General features: G+C 74.9%; 15 protein-coding genes. 12 read left to right on the forward strand and 3 right to left on the reverse strand.

Annotated features, from left to right (window positions below; genetic code table 11):
• Positions 1-18 precede the first annotated feature (18 nt).
• The 6 genes from FXF68_RS26505 (at position 19) to FXF68_RS26530 (ending at position 7,575) form a co-directional block, all read left to right on the forward strand.
• Positions 19-3,138, forward strand: a complete 3,120-nt coding sequence (locus tag FXF68_RS26505) for an AfsR/SARP family transcriptional regulator (protein ID WP_187438127.1) — start codon at positions 19-21, stop codon at positions 3,136-3,138.
• A gap of 172 nt (positions 3,139-3,310) precedes the next feature.
• A complete protein-coding gene (locus FXF68_RS26510) occupies positions 3,311-4,861 on the forward strand; it encodes an MFS transporter (RefSeq protein ID WP_148763811.1) in 1,551 nt (516 codons plus the stop codon).
• A 111-nt stretch (positions 4,862-4,972) separates the two neighbouring features.
• Entirely contained in the window at positions 4,973-5,884 is a 912-nt protein-coding gene (locus FXF68_RS26515) for an SPFH domain-containing protein (RefSeq protein ID WP_148763813.1), read from the forward strand.
• Between the two features lie 3 nt (positions 5,885-5,887).
• Complete coding sequence (locus FXF68_RS26520) at positions 5,888-6,148, forward strand: type II toxin-antitoxin system antitoxin (RefSeq protein ID WP_148763815.1); 261 nt, start codon at positions 5,888-5,890, stop codon at positions 6,146-6,148.
• 2 nt (positions 6,149-6,150) lie between these two features.
• Positions 6,151-6,771 (forward strand): GOLPH3/VPS74 family protein, encoded by a 621-nt coding sequence (locus tag FXF68_RS26525; RefSeq protein WP_148763817.1) that lies wholly within the window; start codon positions 6,151-6,153, stop codon positions 6,769-6,771.
• Between the two features lie 111 nt (positions 6,772-6,882).
• A complete protein-coding gene (locus tag FXF68_RS26530; RefSeq protein ID WP_148763819.1) occupies positions 6,883-7,575 on the forward strand; it encodes a lysophospholipid acyltransferase family protein in 693 nt (230 codons plus the stop codon).
• 12 nt (positions 7,576-7,587) lie between these two features.
• Here the strand turns inward: FXF68_RS26530 and FXF68_RS26535 are convergent, their stop codons facing one another.
• A complete protein-coding gene (locus FXF68_RS26535) occupies positions 7,588-9,003 on the reverse strand; it encodes an MFS transporter (RefSeq protein WP_246178953.1) in 1,416 nt (471 codons plus the stop codon).
• A gap of 121 nt (positions 9,004-9,124) precedes the next feature.
• On the opposite strand from FXF68_RS26535, the gene FXF68_RS26540 reads away from it, so the two are divergent.
• On the forward strand, positions 9,125-9,703 hold the full coding sequence (locus FXF68_RS26540) for a TetR-like C-terminal domain-containing protein (protein WP_222870102.1): 579 nt from the start codon (positions 9,125-9,127) through the stop codon (positions 9,701-9,703).
• 13 nt (positions 9,704-9,716) lie between these two features.
• On the opposite strand, the gene FXF68_RS26545 is transcribed toward FXF68_RS26540, so the two are convergent.
• A complete protein-coding gene (locus FXF68_RS26545) occupies positions 9,717-10,826 on the reverse strand; it encodes a mechanosensitive ion channel family protein (RefSeq protein WP_148763821.1) in 1,110 nt (369 codons plus the stop codon).
• Between the two features lie 162 nt (positions 10,827-10,988).
• On the opposite strand from FXF68_RS26545, the gene FXF68_RS26550 reads away from it, so the two are divergent.
• The gene (locus tag FXF68_RS26550) at positions 10,989-12,641 is read left to right on the forward strand and encodes a CocE/NonD family hydrolase (protein WP_342787182.1); all 1,653 of its coding nucleotides are present in this window, start codon (positions 10,989-10,991) and stop codon (positions 12,639-12,641) included.
• Here the strand turns inward: FXF68_RS26550 and FXF68_RS26555 are convergent.
• Entirely contained in the window at positions 12,607-13,242 is a 636-nt protein-coding gene (locus FXF68_RS26555) for a histone deacetylase (RefSeq protein ID WP_148763823.1), read from the reverse strand. The genes FXF68_RS26550 and FXF68_RS26555 overlap by 35 nt on opposite strands.
• Positions 13,243-13,437: 195 nt before the next feature.
• On the opposite strand from FXF68_RS26555, the gene FXF68_RS26560 reads away from it, so the two are divergent.
• The 4 genes from FXF68_RS26560 (at position 13,438) to lanKC (ending at position 21,732) form a co-directional block, all read left to right on the forward strand.
• Positions 13,438-14,673 carry a glycosyltransferase gene (locus tag FXF68_RS26560; RefSeq protein ID WP_246178954.1) on the forward strand — a complete coding sequence of 412 codons (1,236 nt, stop codon included), beginning with the start codon at positions 13,438-13,440 and terminating at the stop codon, positions 14,671-14,673.
• A 176-nt stretch (positions 14,674-14,849) separates the two neighbouring features.
• Positions 14,850-17,804, forward strand: a complete 2,955-nt coding sequence (locus FXF68_RS26565) for a helix-turn-helix transcriptional regulator (protein WP_246178955.1) — start codon at positions 14,850-14,852, stop codon at positions 17,802-17,804.
• A gap of 295 nt (positions 17,805-18,099) precedes the next feature.
• A complete protein-coding gene (locus FXF68_RS26570) occupies positions 18,100-18,948 on the forward strand; it encodes a nitroreductase family deazaflavin-dependent oxidoreductase (RefSeq protein ID WP_148763827.1) in 849 nt (282 codons plus the stop codon).
• A gap of 177 nt (positions 18,949-19,125) precedes the next feature.
• Positions 19,126-21,732 (forward strand): class III lanthionine synthetase LanKC, encoded by a 2,607-nt coding sequence (gene lanKC / locus FXF68_RS26575; RefSeq protein WP_148763829.1) that lies wholly within the window; start codon positions 19,126-19,128, stop codon positions 21,730-21,732.
• Positions 21,733-21,734: the final 2 nt, after the last annotated feature.

Consider the following 21,734-nt stretch of genomic DNA (forward strand, 5'->3'; position numbering starts at 1 on the left):
GTGCGGGAGGATTGGGGGATGCGGTTCGGGGTTTTGGGGCCGGTTGAGGCTCGGGTCGGCGGCGCGGTCGCCGGTGTGGGCGGGCCGACGGTGCGGGCGCTGCTCGCGATGCTGCTGCTGGACGCGGGGCGCGTCGTGCCGGCCGAGCGGCTGATCGACGGGCTGTACGGGGCGGAGCCGCCGAGCGGAGCGGCGAACGCGCTGCAGTCGCAGGTGTCGCGGCTGCGGCGGGGGCTCGGGGACGCGGCGCTGGTCGAGGGGCGTCCGGCCGGGTACCGGATCGTGGCCGGGGAGGACGACGTCGACGCCCTCCGGTTCGAGCGGCTGGCGCGGGACGGGCGGCGGGAGCTGGCCGCCGGGCGGCATGACGCGGCGGCCGAGCTGCTCGCGGAGGCGCTCGGGCTGTGGCGGGGGCCCGCGCTGGCGGACGTGAGCGCGCCGTTCGCGGAGGCGCAGGCGGCGCGGCTGGAGGAGGAGCGGGCGTCGGTCGTCGAGGAGTACGGCGCGGCGCGGCTCGCGACCGGGGACGCCGAGGCGGTGGTCGCGCCGCTGCGCGACCTCGTGGACGCGCGGCCGCTGCGGGAGCGGGCGCGGGCGCTGCTGATGCGGGCGCTGCACGGGTGCGGGCGGCAGGCGGAGGCGCTCGCGGTGTTCGAGGACGGGCGGCGGATCCTCGCGGAGGAGCTGGGCGCCGACCCGTCCAAGGAGCTCGCGGACGTGCACCTCGCGATCCTCCGGGGCGACCGAAGCGAGGACGGGGAGCCGCGGGCCAACCTCCCGGCGCAGCTCACCAGCTTCGTCGGGCGGGACGAGGAGCTCCGCCGGGTCGGCAAGATGCTCGCAGACGGGCGGCTGGTCACGCTCCTCGGCCCGGGCGGCGCGGGCAAGACGCGGCTGGCGGTCGAGGCGGCCGGGCGGGAGCGCGGCGACGTGTGCTTCGTCGACCTCGCGCCCGTCGCGCCGGACGAGGTGCCGAAGGCGCTGCTCGGGGCGCTCGGCCTGCGCGAGGGCGGGATGCGCCCGGCGCCGGGCGGGCGGGCGCCGGACGCCGTGGAGCGGGTCCGGACGGCGCTGGACGGGCGGCGCGTGCTGCTCGTCCTGGACAACTGCGAGCACGTCGTCGCGTCCGTCGCGGGCCTCGCGCACCGGCTGCTGAGCGCCTGCCCGGACCTGCGGGTCCTCGCGACCAGCCGGGAGGCGCTCGGGATCACCGGCGAGGCGCTGCGCCCGCTGCCGCCGCTGGAGCTGCCGCCGGAGGGCGCGCCCGCGCGGGAGGTCGCGGCGTACCCGGCGGTGCGGCTGTTCCTCGACCGGGCGGAGGCGGTGCGCCCCGGCTTCGCGGTGGACGAGGGCAACGTCCGCGACGTGCTGCGGATCTGCCGGGCCCTGGACGGCCTGCCGCTCGCGATCGAGCTGGCCGCGGCGCGGCTGCGGTCGCTGCCGGTGCGGGACGTCGCGACCAGGCTGGACGACCGGTTCCGGCTGTTGTCGCGCGGCGACCGGACGGCCGCGCCCCGGCACCAGACGCTGCGCGCCGTCGTCGAGTGGAGCTGGGACCTGCTGGACGCGGCCGAGCAGACCCTCGCCCGCCGCCTGACCGTGTTCTCCGGCGGGTTCACGCTGGAGGCGGCGGCCGGGGTGTGCCGGGACGACGACGCGGCCGACGCGGTCGCGAGCCTCGCCGACAAGTCGCTGCTGCAGAGCGACGGCGTGCGGTACCGGATGCTGGACACGGTCCGGGCGTTCTGCGCGGAGCGGCTCGCCGAGGCCGGGGAGACGGAGCGGTTCGAGCGGGCGCACGCGGAGTACTTCCTCGCGCTGGCCGGGCGCGCCGACCCGCTGCTGCGGAGCGGCGAGCAGCTGGAGTGGCTGACGCTGCTCGCGGCCGACCACGGGAACCTGCACGCGGCGCTGCGCCGCTCGATCCGGCGGGACCCGGTGCTCGCGCTCCAGCTGAACGCGGCGCTGTCGTGGTACTGGTGGCTGCGCGGCCGGGTGGAGGGGGCGCCGCTGGCGGCCGCGCTGCTGGACGAGGTCGGCGCCGATCCCCCCGAGGGGCTGGAGGAGGAGTACGTCCTCTGCGTCACGAACGCCGTGTCGGGCGGCGTGTCCGGCGAGCAGGCGGTGGCGTGGCTGGACCGGGCGGAGACGGTCGTGCACGGCATCCGGCGGCATCTCCGGTACCCGGTGGCGATCGTCATGTGGGCGCTCGCGGCCGGGCCCGAGCGCACCGACAACGCGGTGTTCGCCCAGCAGATCGGGGACGACCCGTGGTCGCGGGCCCTCGTGAAGATGAGCGACGGCTTCGTCGCCCAGTTCGCCGGGGACATGGCCGGGGCGGAGCGCGCCTGCGCGGAGGCGGCGCGCGGCTTCCGCGCGTGCGGCGACCGGTGGGGCGCGGCCAACTCGCTCGACACGCTCGCGCAGATCGCCGACTGGCGCGGCGACCGGGAGCGGGCGCTCGCCCTGCTGGACGAGGCGCTGGGGCAGATGGAGCTGCTCGGCGCGCTGGAGGACACCGCCGACCTGCTCTACCAGCGCGGCTACGTCCACCTGCACGGCGGTGAGCTGGACGAGGCGCGGGCCGCGTTCGAGCGGGGCGTCGAGCTGGCCCGGCGGGCCGGGACGCCGGACAAGGTCGCGGGCGGGTACCAGGGGCTCGGCGACGTCGCGCGGCTCGGCGGCGACCTGCCCGGCGCGCGGCGGCTGTACGAGACGGCGCTGACCGGGTACGCGTCCGAGCGGTTCATCGCCGTCGCGGTCCGCGGGACGGCGCTGACCGGGCTCGGCTGGGTCGCGCTCGCCGAGGGCGACGCGGGGCGGGCGCGCGAGCTGCTGCACGAGTCGCTGGACACGGCGTTCGACCATCCGGTCTTCCGGCACCGCGCGTTCGCGGCGGCCGGGCTGGCGGCCGTGGCGCTCGCCGAGGGCGACGCGCCCCGGGCCGCGCTGCTGCTCGGCACCGCGGCCGCCGCGAACGGCGGGCGGCTCCCCGCCGACCCCGCGGTCGCGCCCGTGTCATCGCAGGTCAGGGACGCTCTCCCGGACGACGTCTGGGACGCGGAGTTCGGCCGCGGCGCCGCCCTCCCGCTCGGCGAAGCGCTCACCCTGGCCCGCGCCGACGGCCTCCCCACCTGAACTGCCCGACCGCCTGAACCGCCCGACCGCTCCCCCGCCTGACCGCTCCCCGCCTGACCGCCTGACCGCCTGGCCGCCTGGCGGTGCGGGTCGGCGGGGCGCTGACGGTCGTGCGGGCGGGTCGTCAGCGGACGGTGCGTGGACGGTCAGCGCCGCCCGCGACATTTGCCGCATGAACACCTCAGCCCGCAAGTGGGGCACCTTCGCGATCTGCCTCCTGGTCGCCCTGGTGCCGAACATCGACCTCACCGCGCTCAACCAGGCCGTGCCGCACCTGAGCGCCGACCTGCACCCGTCGTCCACCCAGATCCTGTGGATCGCGGACGCCTACGGCTTCGCGCTCGCCGGGCTGCTGATCACCATGGGCGGCATCGGCGACCGCATCGGGCACAAGCGGCTGCTGCTGATGGGGACGGCGCTGTTCGCCGCCGCGTCCGCCGTGACCGCGTACGCGCCGAGCGCGGAACTGCTGATCGCGGCCCGCGCGGTGCTCGGCGTCGCGGGCGCGACACTGATGCCGTCGTGCCTGTCGCTGATCCGCCGGGCGTTCACCGACGGCAAGGAGCGGACGATGGCGGTCGGCGCGTTCTCCGGCGTCGCCGGGCTCGCGGTCGGGCTCGGGCCGGTCATCGGCGGCGCGCTGCTGGACCACTTCTGGTGGGGCTCGGTCTTCCTGATCAACGTGCCGATCATGGCGGTGGCGCTGGTCGCGGGCGCGTTCGTGCTGGTCGAGTCGCGCAACCCGGTGCCGGGACGGCTGGACCTCGCGAGCGTGCCGCTGTCGGCGGTGGGCGTCCTCGGCCTGGTGTACGCGATCAAGGAGGCCGCGGCGCACGGGCCGGGCCACGCGCAGATCTACGTCTCCGCCGTGGCGGGCGCCGTCGCGCTGGCGGCGTTCTTCGTCCGGCAGACCCGGCTGGAGGAGCCGCTGATCGACGTCCGGCTGTTCCGCAACGCGGCGTTCAGCGGCTCGATCGGCACCAACATGTTCGCGATGTTCACGCTGGTCGCGCAGTCGCTGATCTTCTCGCTGTACTTCCAGCTCGCGCTCGGCTGGTCGCCGCTGAAAGCGGGGCTCGCGGGGCTGCCCGGCGCGGCCGGGGCGATGGTCGGCGGCGCGGTGCTGGCCCCGCCGCTGATCTCCGCGCTGGGCCGGGCCCGGGTCGTCGCGGCCGGGATGCTGATCTCCGCGACCGGGTTCTCGATCTACCTGACCATCGGGCTCCACCCCTCCTACTGGACGGTGATGCTCCCCTCGATGGTCCTGGCCGGGATCGGGATGGGCCTCGCGATGACCGTCACCGCGGACACCGTGCTCGCGTCCGTGCCGAAGGCCCGCTCCGGCGCCGCGTCGGCGATCTCCGAGACCGCGACCGAGCTCGGCGGCGCGCTCGGGATGGCGGTGCTCGGCAGCGTCCTGAACGCGGTGTACCGGAACGTGCTCGACGTCCCCGCCGGGACGCCCGCGCCCGCCGCGTCCGCCGCCCGCGACTCGCTCGGCGCGGCGCTCCAGACGGCGGCGCGGCTGCCCGGGACGCTCGGCGGACAACTCGCGGACGCGGCCCGGAACGCCTTCGTGGACGGGATGCACGCCGCCCTCGTGTGCAGCGCCGGGCTCGCCGCCCTGGTGGCCGTGTTCGCGCTGGTCACGCTGCGGAACGTGCCGAAGGTCATCCCGGAGGCGCAGGAGCCGGAGGAGCCCGGCCTCGTCACGGCGCCGTGACCGTCCCGGCCCGTCCCGGCGCGCTCCAGGCCGGGACGGGCGAACCCCCTCGTTTGAAAAAAGTGATATCACTTTGCTAGATTCACGATAACTCAACAGGAGGGGGACAGGATGGACGTGACGACGAAGGTGGACATGCCCCGGCCCAAGATCGGGGAGCGGCCCGCCGGGGACCGCGGCGGCTGGACGATGCTCACGCTCGCGCTGGTGCTGCTCGCGCTGGCCGCCGCCGCGGTGCTCGCGGGCCTCGCGGCCGGCGGGACCGCCGCGGTCGCGGCGGGCATCGCGGTCGGGGTGGTGCTCGGCCTCGCCGGGCTCGTGCTGCTCGCCGGGCTCACGCCGGTCGCGCCGAACGAGGCGCGGGTGCTGCAACTGCTCGGCCGGTACAAGGGGACGGTCCGCAACGACGGGCTGCGCTGGGTGAACCCGCTGACCGAGCGGAGCAAGGTGTCCACGCGGATCCGCAACCACGAGACGGGCCTCGCCAAGGTCAACGACCTGGACGGCAACCCGATCGAGATCTCGGCCGTGGTCGTGTGGCAGGTCGCCGACACCGCCCGCGCCGTGTTCGAGGTGGACGACTTCGTCGAGTTCGTCGCGTTCCAGACGGAGGCGGCCGTCCGGCACATCGCGGGCAGCTTCCCCTACGACGCGCACGACCGCACGTCCCTGCGCGACAACGCCGACGAGATCACCGCGCAGCTCTCCGAGGAGCTGGCGCAGCGGGTCGCGTCCGCCGGGGTCGACATCATCGAGTCGCGGATCACCCGGCTGGCCTACGCGCCGGAGATCGCGCAGGCGATGCTGCGCCGCCAGCAGGCGGGCGCGGTGGTCGCGGCGCGGCAGCGGATCGTGGAGGGCGCGGTCGGCATGGTGCAGCTCGCCCTCGACCGGCTGGACGAGGAGAACGTGGTCGAGCTGGACGAGGAGCGCAAGGCGGCGATGGTGAGCAACCTGCTGGTCGTGCTGTGCGCCGACCGGGACGCCCAGCCGGTGGTCAACGCCGGCAGCCTCTACCAGTGACCCGTGGCTGAGCGGAAGAAGATCCTGCTGCGGCTCGACCCGGCGGTGCACGACGCGCTGGTCCGGTGGGCCGGGGACGAGCTGCGCAGCACCAACGCGCAGATCGAGTTCCTGCTGCGGCGGGCGCTCGCCGACGCGGGCCGCATGCCCGGGACGGCGGGCCGGATGCGCGGCCGCGGCCGCCCCCGCAAGGCCGACACCGAACCCCAGATCGAGGACGAGCACGACGAGCATGACCCGCCGCGCGGCGGGGGCGAGGACTGACGATGGTCAAGGTTCCGGAGACGCTGCCGGCGCGGATGTTCCTGCTGGCCTACGACGTGCGCAGGCAGCGGATGAGCAGGGGCGGCGCGCGGCTCGGCTACGTGCTGCGCGCCGCCGCGCTGACCGAGCTGTACCTGGACGGCAGGCTCGGCGAGGAGCGGCGGCGGCCCGTCCCGGGGACGCCGGGCGACGACCCGTACGGGGTGCTGGCGCAGATCGCGGCGTCCCGGCCCCGGTCGTGGCAGCACTGGGTGCGCAAGGACGCGCGGGCCATGGTCGGCGCCGTCCGCGACGAGCTGGCCCGCGACGGGTTCGTCCGGGTCCGCAGCCGCCGGGTGCTCGGGCTGTTCCCCCGGCACGAGGTCACCGTACGCGACCACCGGGTCGTGAAGTCGCTGTGGGGCGGGGCGTCGTCGGCGCTGCGCGGGCGCCCGGTGGCGCACGTGAACAGCTACGACGCGGCGGCGGTGGCGCTCGCGGCGGCGGGCGAGCTGAAGACCGTCCTGCCGGGCGCGGACCGGCGGCGGCACCGGCGGCGGATCGCGGAGCTGACGGCGCGGTCGGGGCCCGCGGCCCCGGCGGTGCGCAAGGTGATCCGGCAGCGGAACGCCTCCGCGGCCTAGTATCCCGGCCCCCGGCCGGGCGGCAAGTGCGGCCCCCTACAAGGTCCACGGGTGCGATCTTGTATCGGGCGCGAAAGGCGGCGGCGGAACGCCGGAACATAGCTTTCGGACATGGAACCCGAGCGCCTGGTCTACCCTCTGCTGAAGCACGTCCTGATGGGGCCCGCGATGCGGGTCGCGTTCCTGCCCCGGGTGAGCGGGCTCGCGCACGTCCCGCGGGTCGGACCGGTGATCCTCGCGGCGAACCACCTCGCGTTCCTCGACTCGTTCGTCCTGCCGCTGATCGTGCCGCGCCGGGTGCACTTCCTCGGCAAGCACGAGTACTTCACCGGGCCGGGCGTGCGGGGCCGGGCGATCGCGGCGCTGTTCCGCGGCGTCGGCGCGATCGCGGTGGACCGGTCGGGCGGGCGCGCCGCGCTCGACGCGCTCGACACGTCGGCGGCGGTGCTGGAGCGCGGCGGCGTGTTCGCGATCCACCCGGAGGGCACCCGCTCCCCGGACGGGCGGCTCTACCGGGGCCGGACGGGCGTCGCGCGGCTCGCGCTGCGGACCGGGGCGCCCGTCGTCCCGGTGGCGATCGAGGGCACCGACCGGGTGCAGCCGCTCGGCCGGGTCGTCCCGCGGCCGGGCCGGATCGGGCTGCGCATCGGCGCGCCGCTGACCTTCCGCGGCCGGGACGCGGGCGTCCCGCGCGGCCGGGCCGCGCGGGACGTCACCGACGAGATCATGGAGGCGATCCAGCGGCTGTCCGGCCAGGAGTACGTGGACGACTACGCGCCCCGCCCGTCCGGCCCACCCGCCTGACCGGCGCGGATGTCAGCGCCGGACGCGCAGCACGAGCAGCGCGACCAGCACCGCCGCCGCCGCGAAGACCGCGCCGGTCGCGTAGGCGGCGTCCATGCCGCTCACGACGTCGTGCCCGGAGTGCGCCGACCCGTACACGGTGACCATGGCGGCCGACCCGAGCGACCCGCCGGTCCAGAGCATCGCCTGCGCGACGCCGGACGCGGCGCCCGAGTGCTCCGGCCCGACGCTGCCGAGGATCGTCACGTTCAGCGGCATGATCGTCAGCCCGCCGCCGAAGCCCAGCAGCAGGAACGGGCCGAGCAGCCCGGCCGCGTACCCGTCCCCGGCCGACAGCCGGGACAGCCACAGCAGCGCGAGCCCGAGGGCGAGCGCCCCGGCGACGACGAGCCACCGCGCGCCGACCCGCGGCAGGATCCGCGGGACGAGCCGGACCGTCGCGAACTGCAGGCCGACCACCGGCAGGAACGCCACGCCCGCGCGCAGCGGCCCGTAGCCGAGCGCCTGCTGGAGGTACTGGGTGAGGAAGAAGAACGCGCCGAACATCGACGCGACCACCAGCAACTGGATCAGGTAGGACGCGGCGCGGTCGCGCCCGGTGAGCAGCCAGAGCGGCATGACCGGCTCGCGCGCCCGCCACTCGATCGCGACGAACGCGGCGAGCAGGACGCCCGCCGCGCCGAACGCGGCGAGGGCGCGGGCGTCGCCCCAGCCGTCCGACCCGGCCCGGATCAGCGCGTAGACGAGCGCGCTCATCCCGGCCGTGGACGTGACGGCGCCGCCCGCGTCGAACCGGCCGGGACGGCGCCCGGTCTCGGCGAGGACGCGGCGCGCGGCCAGCCACAGCGCGACGCCCGCCGGGACGTTCACGAAGAACACCCACCGCCACGACCCGGCCTCGGTGAGCGCTCCCCCGGCGAGCATGCCGATCGCGGCGCCCGCGCCGGTCACGGCGGAGAAGACGCTCAGCGCCCGGACGCGCTCCGCGCCCTGGAAGCTGGTGGCGATCAGGGCCAGCGCGCTCGGCGCGGCGACGGCGGCGGCGACGCCCTGCGCGGTGCGCGCGGCGAGCAGCCACCAGCCGGCCGTCGCGAACCCGCCGAGCAGCGACGCGGCGGTGAACACCGCGACCCCGGCGGTGAACGCGCGGCGGCGGCCGAAGACGTCCCCGGCACGTCCGCCGAGGAGCAGGAGCCCGCCGAATGCGAGCATGTAGGAGTTCTGGACCCAGGCGAGGCCCCCGGTCGTCATCCCGAGCCCGTCCCGGACCTGGGGCAGCGCGATGGTGACGACGGAGGTGTCCAGCCCGATCATGAGCTGGCAGCCGACGAGGACGGCGAGGACGACGCCTGGACGATGATGGGAGGACGGCGCGGCCGCGGGAGGGGAGTCCTTGGCCAGGGCCGTCCGCCCGTGGGGTGCGGGCACGGCGAACCTTTCGGGATCAGCGGAACGGCATTTAAGGAACGGCGAAGTACACTATGTGCGGAACGTATCACCGATCGGCGCAAAAGAGAACGCTAGCGTTCACTATTTTGAGGAGCACATCGTGACCCCCGCGACCCGGCGGCGCGGCGGCGCCCTGGAGGCGGCGATCTTCGACGCCGTGTTCGCGCAGCTGGAGGCGGTCGGCTACCGGCGGCTGACCATGGAGGGCGTCGCGGCCGCCGCCCGCACCGGCAAGGCCGCGCTCTACCGGCGGTGGCCGTCCAAGGAGGCGCTCATCGCCGACGCGCTGAAGCACGCGCTGCCGGAGCCGCCCGGCCCGCCGTCCACCGGGCAGGTCCGCGAGGACCTGCTCGCCACCCTCCTCGTGCTGCGCGACACGCTGGTCACCTGCCGCAACGCCGCGTTCAAGGTCCTGAAGGAGGAGACCGAGGAGGGGAAGGGGCTGATGCACGACGTCGTGCACCAGCGGCTGTCCCAGCCCGTCCGGGAGCGGGCGTTCGAGGCGCTGCGGCAGGCCGCCGAGCGCGGCGAGATCCGGCCGGAGGCCGCGACCCGGCGGATCGCGGCCGTCGGGCCCGCCGTGGTCGTGTACCACAGCCTCACCGAGGGCGGCCCGATCGACGACGCCTTCCTGGAGTCGGTCGTCGACGAGGTGCTGCTGCCGATCCTGCGCCCCTAACGGACGGCCAGGGTCAGAGGGCGAGCCCGTCCTTGCGGGCCGTCTCGTCCCTTCGGGCGGCCTCGTCCCTGCGGGCTGCCTCGTCCCTGCGGGCCACTTCGTCGACGACGACGCGGTGGTGCCAGTAGGGCGGCGCGATGCCCTCCTCGCGCAGCGTCCGGTGCAGTCGCTTCAGGAACTCGTGCTTGATCAGGAACTGGTCGCCGAACTCCGTGGACCGCAGGATCACGTGGAAGCCGACCGTCGCGTCGTTGAAGTCGTCGAACCGGACGAGGACGCTCGCGTCCTCCACGCCGCCCTGCACGTCCTTCATGACCTGGTGCCCGACCGCGGTGAGCAGTTCCTCCACCCGGTCCAGGTCGACCTCGTACGCGACCTTCGCGTAGACCATGATCGACATGTCCTGGGCGGGACGGTGGAAGTTGGTCAGGATCGTGTCCGAGAACCGCTGGTTCGGGATGACCTCGATGTTGTCCGACAGCGTCCGGATGGAGGTGTTGCGCCAGTTGATGTCGACGACGTAGCCCTCCTGGCCCGTCGACAGCCTGATGTAGTCGCCCGGCTCGATCGTCTTGGACGCGAGGACGTGCACCCCCGCGAACAGGTTGGCGAGGGTGTCCTGGAGGGCGAGCGCGACGGCGAGGCCGCCGACGCCGAGGGCGCCGAGCAGCGGCGAGATCGAGATCCCGAGGCTCTGCAGCATCACGAGCACGCCGATGCCGAGGACGATCACCCGCGAGATGTTGGCGAAGATCGTCACGTTGGCGGCGACGCCCTGCCGGGCCTTCGCGTACGCGGTGACGCCGCCCGCGAGCAGCCGCGCCGACGCCAGCGACACCGCGAGGATCGCCACGGCGGTGAGCACCTTCGCGGTCACGTCCAGCGTGCGGGACGGCAGTTCCAGCACCCAGGCCGCGATCCACACCCCGAGGATGAGCGAGACGGGAACCGCGAGGTCGCGGATCAGCCGGGCGAGGAGGTCGTCCCAGGTCCAGCGGGTGTCGCCGGCCCGGCGGAACAGCCGTGCGGTCAGCCAGCGCAGCACGATCGCGATCAGCAGGGCGGCCGCGAGCACGATCGCCGCGACGGCGACGCGCTCCCAGCTCAGATGGACGTGGTCCATGACGCGTGCGTCTCCCCTTCCGCCGGACGGCCCGCGGCCTGTCCGTGAAATCCTGGTTTGCGGTGTTGCGCGTCCCGATCGTAGTGAAGCCGCCGCCCCCGCGAGACACATCGCGGACACCGGTGACGTGGGTCGACGGGCGGGGCGGTTACGATCGATCAAGTGGTAGGCGTGGGAATGATGCGCCGGCTCGGGGCCACGGCGCTGGGACTGCGGAACGGCCCCCACCGGGTCATGGTCGAGCGAGACCTGGAGGTGCCCGCCGGCGACGGCGTCACGCTCCTCGCCGACCATTACGCCCCGGCCGACGTCGAACGGGCGCCGACGGTCCTCGTGCGGTCGCCCTACGGGCGGCGCGGGCCGTTCGGGCTGATGTGCGGGCAGGGGTTCGCGTCGTACGGGTTCCAGGTGGTCGTGCAGAGCGTCCGCGGCGGCTTCGGGTCGGGCGGCGTGTTCGAGGCGCTGGACGAGCGCGAGGACGGCCTCGCCACCGTCGCGTGGCTGAAATCACAGCCGTGGTTCGGCGGAACGTTCGCGATGCACGGCCCGAGCTACCTCGGCTACGTCCAGTGGGCGGTCGCTGCGGAGGCCGGGCCCGAGCTGCGGGCCCTGTCGATGCAGGTCACGGCCTCGACGTTCCGCGACGCCGTCCACGTCGGCGGGACGTTCGCGCTGGAGTCGGCGCTCATCTGGGTCGACCTGACCGCGCGGATGAAGAACTCCCTGTCCGGGATCACGACGGCGGTGATGTCGCCGCGCCGGGCCCGCCGGGCCACGCTGTCCGGCCGCCCGCTCGCCGAGCTGGACCGGCTCGCGACCGGCGAGCAGCAGCGCTTCTTCCAGGAACTGCTCGTCAACGGCCCCGACACCCCGTTCTGGGACAAGCGCGACTTCAGCCCGACCGTCTCGCAGGTCACGGCCCCGGTGAACATGACCGGCGGCTGGTACGACATCTTCCTGCCCTGGCAGATCAAGGACTACGCGGCCCTGCGCGCCGCCGGGCGGCGGCCGTACCTGACGATCGGGCCGTGGTTCCACGCCGACCAGCGGATGATGCGCGGGTCGGTCGGCGAGTCGGTCAAGTGGTTCCGCGCGCACCTGCAGGACGACCCGTCCGACCTGCGCGAGCTCGCCGTGCGGCTGTTCATCACCGGCGCGGACGAGTGGCGCGAGTTCCCCGACTGGCCCGTCCCCGGGATGCGGGAGGAGCGCTGGCATCTCCAGCCCGGCGGGGCCCTCTCCCCCGCCGCGCCGCCCGAGTCCGAGCCGGACGCCTACCGCTACGACCCGGAGCATCCGACCCCGTTCCTCGGCGGGCCGACGCTGCTCGGCGAGACGCACCCGTCCACGGACCAGCGGCGGCTGGAGCGGCGGCGGGACGTGCTGACCTACACCTCCGACGTCCTCGACGACGACCTGGAGATCATCGGCCCGGTCACCGCCGACCTGTACGTCCGGTCGAACCGGGAGCACACCGACTTCGTCGTCCGGCTGTGCGACGTCACGCCGGAGGGCGAGTCGCTGAACCTGTGCGAGGGGATGCGGCGGCTCGTCCCCGGCACCCCGGAGCCGGGCGAGGACGGCGTCCGGCACGTCGCGATCGAGCTGTGGCCCGCCGGGCACCGGTTCCGGCGGGGGCACCGGGTCCGCGTCCAGGTCGCGAGCGGCGCCTACCCGCGGGTGGCGCGCAACCCGGGCACCGGCGCGCCGATCGGCACCGCCACCGAGATGGTGACCGCGGACCAGGAGATCCTGCACGACCCGGCGCACCCGTCGACGGTCAACCTCCCGGTCGTCCCCGGTCCGGCGGGCTGAGCAGGGCGGCGACGTCCGGGGCCGTCCAAGCGCCCGCGGCGCCGGGGCGTCCGGCCAGGTAGGCGGCGGCGCGCCCGGCGGACCAGCCGTGCGCCTCCCGCAGCCCGTTGCCGAGCATCGTCAGGTACGGGGCGGTCGGCGCGTTCGGCGCGATCGGGGCGGGCGCGGTGAACGTCAGCATCGGGTGCCCGCCGCGCTCCCCCACCCGCAGGACGGTCTCGTACCGTCCCGGCCCGAGCCGCTGCCGCCCCTGCTCGACCGCCTCCGACAGGTCGTGGTCGGTCCCGACGTCGCGGCGCATCTCCTGGGACAGGACGTCGCAGAACTGGCGGCGGGTCAGCAGGTAGGCGCGGGCGGCGGCGCGTCCGGGCAGGGCCGGGTCGTAGAACGCCATCCCGCCGCCCCAGACCAGGGACGTGTACCCGAAGTAGATCCCGCCGGGAACCGTCACCGGCCGCTCGTCCAGGGCGGGGCGCGGATCGCGGCAGCCGGTGTAGTGCCGGGCCCCGCCCTCCGGCCGTCCCCCGGACAGGTAGCAGCGGAACCTCCTTCGGTAGAGGTTCGATCCGTACGCGACGTACCAGACTCTTTCGGCGTCCATCAGAACCAGTATCACCCCTGCTGGGACGCCGGTCCGGTGGGACGCGGGGGACGGAGATCCGATTCGCGAGGTTTGACGGAAGGCGCCACCGGATATGAAACTGGCCGAGCAGGTGTCTACGACGCAGATACCTCCGTGCTTCCCCTGTGTTGTCCCGGAGGATCCGTCATGCGCCGCTCGCTTAACATCGCCCTTGTGTCCGCCTCCGACCTCGACGGCGAACACCTGCAGGCATTCCACGTCCGGGATCTGGCCCGTTCGCTCACCCGTCCGCTCACCGCCGACGGAAAGCCGAACCAGGTGACCGTGTACTCCCGGCGCCAGTCCGCCGACGCCCGCGGCCGAGTCCGGCTCGCGCCCGGCGCGGCGCTGGTCAACCTCGACGCCGGCCCCGCCCGCCCCCTCACCGACGACGAGCTGCTGGAGCACGTCCGCGACTTCGCGGACGGGCTGCGGCGCCGCTGGTCCGGGTCGGGGCGCCCCGACATCGTCCACGCGCACGGCTGGATCGGCGGGCTCGCCGCCTGCGCCGTCGCCCGCGAGCTGGGCATCCCGTTCGCGCAGAGCTACCACGGCGTCGCCGTCGCCGAGCGGCGCGCCGGACGCCGCGTCCACCCGCACCGCGACCGCCTGGAGAAGGCCATCGGGCGGGACGCCGACCTCGTCATCGCCGGGCACGCCGAGGAGGCCGGGGCGCTCGTCCGGATGGGCGTGCCGCGGCCGAGCGTGGCCGTCGTCCCCTACGGCGTGGACGGCGACCAGTTCGCCCAGGCCGGACCGGCGATGCCGCGCGGCGACCGGCGGCGGCTCGTGCTGGTCTGCGACGACCTCGCGACCGGCGGCGTCGACACGGCGCTGCGCGCGCTCGTGCACGTCCCGAACGCCGAGCTGGCCGTCGCCGGCGGCCCGGCCCGCGAGGACCTCGAAGCCGACCCGGTCGTGCACCGGCTGATCCTGCTCGCGAAGGAACTGCACGTCAACGACCGGGTGATCTTCCTCGGCCGGCTGCCGCGCAAGTCGCTGCCGAAGCTGCTGCGGACGGCGAGCCTCGCGCTCTGCCTCACCCCGCACCAGCCGTGCCCGGCGACCCCGCTGGAGGCCATGGCGTGCGGCGTGCCCGTCGTCGCGGCCGCCGCGGGCGGCAACACCGACGAGGTGCTCGACCACATCACCGGCCTGCACGTCCCGGCCGGGCGGCCGGTCGTGATCGGCCGCGCGATCCGGCAGCTGCTCGCCGAGGAGACGACGCTGCACGGCTACTCGATCGCCGCCGCCGACCGCGCCCGCTCCCGGTACTCGCTGGAGCGGGTCGCCGCCGAGACGCTCCGCGCGTACGAGCGCGTCCTGCCGTACGAGGAGCCCGAGCCGGAGCCGGTCGTCGAGGACGAGGCCGAGACCGAGACCGACCGCACCCCGGCGCTCGTCGGCTGAGCACGACCGACCCGAGCACGACCGACCCGAGCACGACCGATCTGAGCACAGTCGACCCCAGCCCGCGGGCCCCGGATCCCTCCCCCATCCCCGGATCCGGGGCCCGCGCACGTTCCACGTGCCGGGCATGTCCGCCCAGGTGGGATACTTTCGGAGATGACCGGAAGGGACCCCTGGTGCTGATCGGCAGGACGGCCGAGCTCGCGGAGCTGACCGCCGCGCTGGACCGGGCCGCCGCGGGCGGCGCCGGGGCCGTGCTGGTCAGCGGGGACGCCGGCGTCGGCAAGACCCACCTCGTGTCCGCGCTGTGCCGCGAGGCCCGCGCCCGGGGCGGCGCCGTCCTCGTCGGGCAGTGCGCCGAGCTGGGCGAGAGCATGCCGTACCTGCCGCTCGCGGACGCGCTCTGGACGGCCGCGCACGCGGGCGGGGCGGGGGCCGACGCCGTCCGGACCGCGCTCGACGCCCGCCCGATCCTCGGCCGCCTGCTGCCGGACAGCGGCGGCGACCCCGGCTCGGTGGCCGAGCTCGGCCAGCAGCAGCTGTTCGGGGCCGTGCTCGGGCTCCTCGGGGAGCTGGGGCGGGAGCGGCCCGTCCTGCTCATCCTTGAGGATCTTCACTGGGCCGACCGTTCGACCCGGCACCTGCTGACGTTCCTGTGCCGCGTCCTGCAGCGCGAGCGGGTCTGCGTGGTCGGCACCTACCGGTCGGACGACCTGCACCGGCGGCATCCGCTGCGGCCGGTCGTGGCGGAGCTGCTGCGGCTGCCGAACGTGACCGGGGTCGAGGTCAGCCCGTTCGGGCCCGGCGAGACCGCCGAGTACCTGGCGGAGCTGTCGCGCGGGTCCGCGCCCGTGACGGCGGACATCGTCGAGCGCGTCCACGTCCGCTCGGAGGGCAACCCGTTCTACGCGGGCGAGCTGTACTCGGCCGGGCTCGAGTCCCCCGCCGAGGACGGGCCGACGGAGCTGCCGTCCGGGCTCGCCGACCTGCTGCTGTCCCGCGTCGAGCGGCTGTCGGACGCCGGGCAGCGGGTGGTGCGGGTCGCGGCGGTCGCCGGGCGCCGCGTCGACGACGAGCTGGTCCGCCGCGTGTCCGGGCTGGACGAGGCCGCGGTCGGCGAGGCGCTGCGCGAGGTCGTGTCGCACCAGCTGCTCGTCCCGTCCGGGACGGGCTACACCTTCCGGCACGCGCTGCTGCGCGAGGCCGTCTACGCCGACCTGCTGCCCGGCGAGCGGACCCGGCTGCACGCCGACTTCGCCCGCCGGCTCGCCGAGCTGCCCGCCGGGACGCGCGGCTCCGCCGCCGAGCTCGCGCACCACAGCCTCGCCGCGCACGACCTGCCGGCGGCGTTCGCCGCGTCCGTCCGGGCGGGCCGGGAGGCGGCGCGGCTCGGCGCGCCCGCGGAGGCCCTCGAGCACTACGAGCGGGCGCTGGAGCTGTGGGACGCCGTCCCGGACGCGGCGGAGGCCGCGGGCACCGACCGGTTCCGGCTGTCGCTGACCGCCGCGCAGGAATCAGCACGTGCGGGGCGGCCGCGCCGCGCCGTGCACCGGCTGCGCCGGCTGATGGAGGTGGCCGACGCCGCCGTCCCGGAGGACCGGGCGCTCCGCTCGGCGATCCGCGAGCACCTCGCGACGTACCTCGGCGAGATCGACGAGCTGAAGGTGGCCCGGGACACCGCGCGGGAGGCGGTGACGATGCTCGACCCCGACCCGCCCACCCGCGAGCGCGCCTGGGCCCTCGCCACCTACGCCCGGTCGCTGCTCTACCTCGACCCGGGCGGGGAGCTGCCGGAGTTCGCCGAGCGGGCCGCCGCCGAGGCCCGCGCGGCGCGGGCGCCGGGCGCGGAGGCGGGGCTGCTCGTCACGCTCGGGCTGTACCGGGAGTCGCGGGAGGCCGACTCGGACGTGGCGGAGGTGTTCGCGCGGGCCCGCGACCTCGCCGACGCGGCCGGGGACAGCCCGGACGCGGCGATGCGCGCCCGGTTCCACCACGCCCGGACGAAGTTCGACCGCGGCGACCTCGCGGGCGCGGCCCGCGCCGCCGACGAGGGCGTGCGGTTCGCGCTGGACAACGGGCTCGGCTGGAGCGCGTACGGCATCGTCATGCGGTGCCTGCGCTACCTGATCCACTACACGACCGGCGACTGGGCGGAGGCGGACCGGCTCGCCGACGAGTTCGCGGTGCAGGTCGTCCGGCCCTACGAGGCGCAGGTGTCGGCGTACGCGCTGTTCGTCGAGGTCGCGAAGGGCGAGCCCGGCGCGGACGAGCGGCTGCGCTGGATCACCCCGCTGTGGCACGAGGACCTCCTCGTCACCTACATCGCGCGGGGCCTCGCCGCCGAGCAGGCCCTGTGGCGCGGCGACCCGGAGACGGCGATCGAGCACGTCGGGCATGTCGTCGGGGCGATGACCGGCCCGGACGTCGGCGTCATCCGGATCGCCGCGACCGGGCTGTGGGCGCACGCCGAGCTCGCCGCCCGCGCCCGCGCCGCGGGCGACGACGCGGCGGCGCGGCGGGCCGCCGCGGCCGGGGACGAGCTGCTCCGGCTGGCGCGGCGCGCGGTCGCGTTCACCGAGGCGGGACTGCCGCGCGCCTGGGTCGGGCTGGAGGGGCAGGCGTGGCTGGCGCGGGCCGAGGCGGAGCGGCGCCGGGTCGACGGCGTCCACGACGTCGACCTGTGGCGCGAGGCCACCGAGCGGTTCACCTACGGCGACCCGGACGGCGGCTTCGTGTACGAGGTGGCGCGGTCGCGGTGGCGGCTCGCCGAGGCGCTCGCCGAGCGGGGCGACCGCGACGCGGCCGCCGTCGAGTGGCGGCGCGCCCTGCGGAGCGCGACGCGGCTCGGCGCGGAGCCGCTGCTCGGCGCGCTACGCGACCTCGGGACGCGGGCGCGGCTCGGCCCGGAACGCGCGCGCGAGCCCGCCGGGTCCGGGCCGCTGGCGGCCCTGACCGGGCGCGAGCGCGAGGTGCTGAAGCTGGTCGCGGAGGGCCTCGGCAACCGGGAGATCGCGGCGAAGCTGTTCATCTCCCCGAAGACGGCGAGCGTCCACGTCTCCAACATCCTCGCGAAGTTGGACGTGACGAGCCGCACCCAGGCGGCGGCCGTCGCGCACCGCGCCGGCCTCTGACGATCTTGCGGCGAATCAGCGGCGCATATATCCTTTATTTCGTGACTGCCGGGTCGGCCATGGGCCAAGAGCGAGTGAGGCACCCGGCCGCTACGTGAGCCCGAGGCGGGCGCGAGCCCCGCCCTTCTCCGCTCCGTCCCCTCTTCTTTCTCCCGCACCTCCTTTACGCGCGTCGTGCGACGTCATCGGCATGACCGCCGCCTTTCGCGCGCCTTCACACCACCTTTCTCAGGCGGTCGCCGCATGCCCTTTTCGCGGTCGTTTCGCCATGCCCGAAAACAGCCATTGGAGAAACATGGATTTCAACGCGAAGATCATCGAGGAGTTCCGCGCCGGCGGCGGGCGGGTCGGCGGCCCGTTCGAGGGCGGGCGGCTGCTCCTGCTGACCACCGTCGGCGCGCGGTCGGGCGCCCCGCACACCACTCCGCTCGGCTACCTGCCGGACGGCGTCGGGCGCGTCCTCGTCATCGCGTCCGCCGGGGGCTCGCCGAAGCACCCGGACTGGTTCCGCAATCTGGTCGCCAACCCGCGCGTCACGGTCGAGAGCGACGCGTTCACGTACGAGGCGGACGCCGTCGTGCTGACCGGCGCCGAACGCGACCGCGCCTTCGCCCGCGCCGCCGGGGCCGACCCGGGGTGGGCCCGCCACGAGGCCGCGGCGGGACGGCGGCTCCCCGTCGTCGCGCTGGTCCAGGCCGCCGCGGGCCCGCCCGGCGGGCCCGCGTCGCCGAGCGCGATGCTCGTCGCGGTGCACGACGCGTTCCGGCGGGAGCTGGAGCTGATCCGCCGCGAGGTGGCCGCGACGGGCGCGGGCGCCACGGGCGCCGGCGCAGGCGTGGGCGCGCAGCTCCGGGTCAACTGCCTCACCCTGTGCCAGGGCCTCGGCCACCACCACGCGGGCGAGGACCAGCTCATGTTCCCGTCCCTGGAGGGCCGCCGTCCCGGTCTGGGCCCGGCACTGGACGGGCTGCGGGACGACCACGCCGCCATCGCGGAACTCCTGGACGAGCTGCGCCGCGTCCTCGACGGCGGCGACCCCGCCGCACTGCTCGACGAGGTCGACCGGCTGACCGCCGCGCTGCTCGGACACCTGGACCGTGAGGAGGAGCGGCTCGTTCCACTGCTCGACGAGATGGGCCTCTAGCTGGGGCGGAGGCCGCCAGGGTCACGGAGCGTACCCGGTGTGTGATCAGTGCACGGCAGGAGCCATTAGATCTTCACGAGCCATTCGTTATTTCCGGGACTAGCCCATTTCGTCCTTTCCTGCGAATCTTTTCCTCGTGCGGCGCCGACAACGGCGCACACGGAAGGGAAAAGGACCGTGGACAAGGGGTACGAGCTTTACTGCCTCGCGGATAAGGTGTTCTACGACACACCTCCCCGCACCCGTCAAACCGACTTCGAAATCACGCAACGTGATCTGCCGGAAGGCTGGGAGCGGATTTTCGGGGACGAGTGGGTGGTCTACAACCCGCCGCAGAGCCGTACCCCTTTGCAGGGCTGGAAAGTGCACATCGCCGGCTGTCCCGAGAACGCCGAGAAGGCGCTGGACGCGAGCTTCGACTACTGCGTCGCCAACGGCATCGAGTTCAAGCACCTGCGCGGCCCCGGCACGCTCCGCATGCGGAACGCCAAGTACGCCCCGCGCGGGGCGAGCGGGAAGCTCGTCACGATCTACCCCGCGGACGAGGCCGAGCTGGAGCGCGTGCTGGCCGAGCTCGGCGCCCGCCTGGACGGCCTTCCCGGCCCCTACATCCTCAGTGACCTGCGGATCGGCGACGGCCCGCTGCACGTGCGGTACGGCGGGTTCGCGGAGCGGCGATGTCTGGACGAGCAGGGCAAGCTCGTCGCCGCGCTGGCGAACGGCGACGGCGAACTGGTCCCGGACCGCCGCGAGCCGGTCTTCACCGTCCCCGAATGGGTGACTCTTCCGGACTGCCTCGAACCGCATTTCAAAGCGCGCGGGGCGACGACCACGACGGACCTTCCGTACCGTATCGAGAAGGCGCTCCATTTCTCCAACGGCGGCGGCGTTTACCAGGCGACCGACACGAGGACGGGCCGGAAGGTCGTCCTTAAAGAGGGCCGCCCCTTCGCCGGCCTCGCCGCGGACGGAGCGGACGCGGTAAAGCGCATCGAGCGCGAACGCGACGTTCTGCGAAAGCTCGACGGAATCGACGGAGTCCCGGCCGCGCTCGACTGGTTCACGCTCGGCGAGCACAGTTTCCTCGTCCAGGAGTTCATCGAGGGGCGCACGCTCAACACGTTCTTCGCCGAGCGCCATCCGATGCTCGATCCGGACCCTGATCCCCAGAAAGCGGCGGAATACACCGAATGGGCGCTGCGGGTTCACGCGGGCGTCGAGCGGGTCGTCGCCGCCATCCACGAGCGCGGCGTCGTGTTCAACGACCTGCACATGTTCAACATCATGGTCCGCCCGGACGACACCGCCGCGCTGATCGACTTCGAGACGGCGGCGCCGGCGTCCGCCGGGGGCCGGCAGACGCTCGCGAACCCGGCGTTCCTCGCCCCGCCCGACCGGCGCGGCGCCGAGGTCGACGAGTACAGCCTCGCCTGTCTGCGGATCGCCCTGTTCGTCCCGCTGACCACGCTGTTCGTCATCGACCGCGGCAAGGCGCGGCAGCTCGCCGACCTCGTCGCCGCGAACTTCCCCGTCCCCCGCGAGTTCCTGGACGAGGCCGTCGAGGTGATCGCGCGAGGCGCGCCGGCGATGCCCGCGCCCGCGTTCGACCCCGACCCGCCCGGCTGGACCCGCGCCAGGGACGAGCTGTCCCGCGCGATCCTCGCGAGCGCCACCCCGGAGCGCGCCGACCGGCTGTTCCCCGGCGACGTCGAGCAGTTCAACGGCGCGTCCCTCGGGCTCGCGCACGGCGCCGCGGGCGTCCTGTACGCCCTCGACGTGACCGGCGCTGGACGCTTCCCCGCGCATGAGGACTGGCTCGCCGCCCGCGCCGCCGACCCCCGGCGCGGCACCGGGATCGGCCTGTACGACGGGCTCATGGGCGCGGCCTACGTGCTCGCCAGGCTCGGCCGCGGCGACGACGCGCTCGCCGCCGCCGCGCACGTCCTGAACGAGCGGTGGGAACGCCTCGGCGACGACCTGTACGGCGGGCTGCCCGGCATCGCCCTCGCCCTGGACGACCTCGCCGCCGTGACCGGCAAGGCGGAGCTGCGCGAGGCCGCGGGCCGCGCCGCCACGATCGTGGCGAACCGCGCGGTGGACGGACCGACCCCGCGTCCCGGCCTGATGCACGGCGGCGCCGGAGCGGCGCTGATGTTCGTCCGGCTGTACGAGCGGACCGGCAACGCCGTCCTGCTCGACCTCGCCGCCGCCGCGCTGCGCCGCGACCTCGCGAGCTGCGTCACCGACCACAACGGCGCGCTGCACGTCGACCAGGGCAGCCGGGTGCTGCCCTACCTGGCCCGCGGCAGCGTCGGGATCGGCCTCGTCCTGGACGAGTACCTCTGGCACCGCGCGGACGAGGAGTTCGAGCTGGCCCGCGAGAAGGTCCGGACCGCGGCGATGTCCCGGTACTACGCGCAGCCGAGCCTGTTCGGCGGGCGCGCCGGGATGCTCCTCTACCTCGCCCGGCACGACCGCGACGACCCCAGGGTGGCGGGCCACGTCCGCGACCTGGCGTGGCACGCGCTCCCGTACGGCGGCGGCCTCGGGATGCCGGGCGAGCACATGTACCGGCTCTCCATGGACCTCGCGACGGGCACGGCCGGGGTGCTGCTCGCGCTCGGCACGGCCCTGCGCGGCACGGCGCCGCACGAGCCTCCCCCCGGCCTGCCGTTCTTCCGGACGGCGTCCGAGGCCCCCGCGCGGGCCGAGCCCGGCGCGGACACCGAGCTCCCCGTGGGAACCCCCACGGCGGCCACCTCTATCCAGCCCGAAAGGAGGTGACG

Source organism: Actinomadura decatromicini, assembly GCF_008121305.1.
Taxonomy (GTDB): Bacteria; Actinomycetota; Actinomycetes; order Streptosporangiales; family Streptosporangiaceae; genus Spirillospora; species Spirillospora syzygii.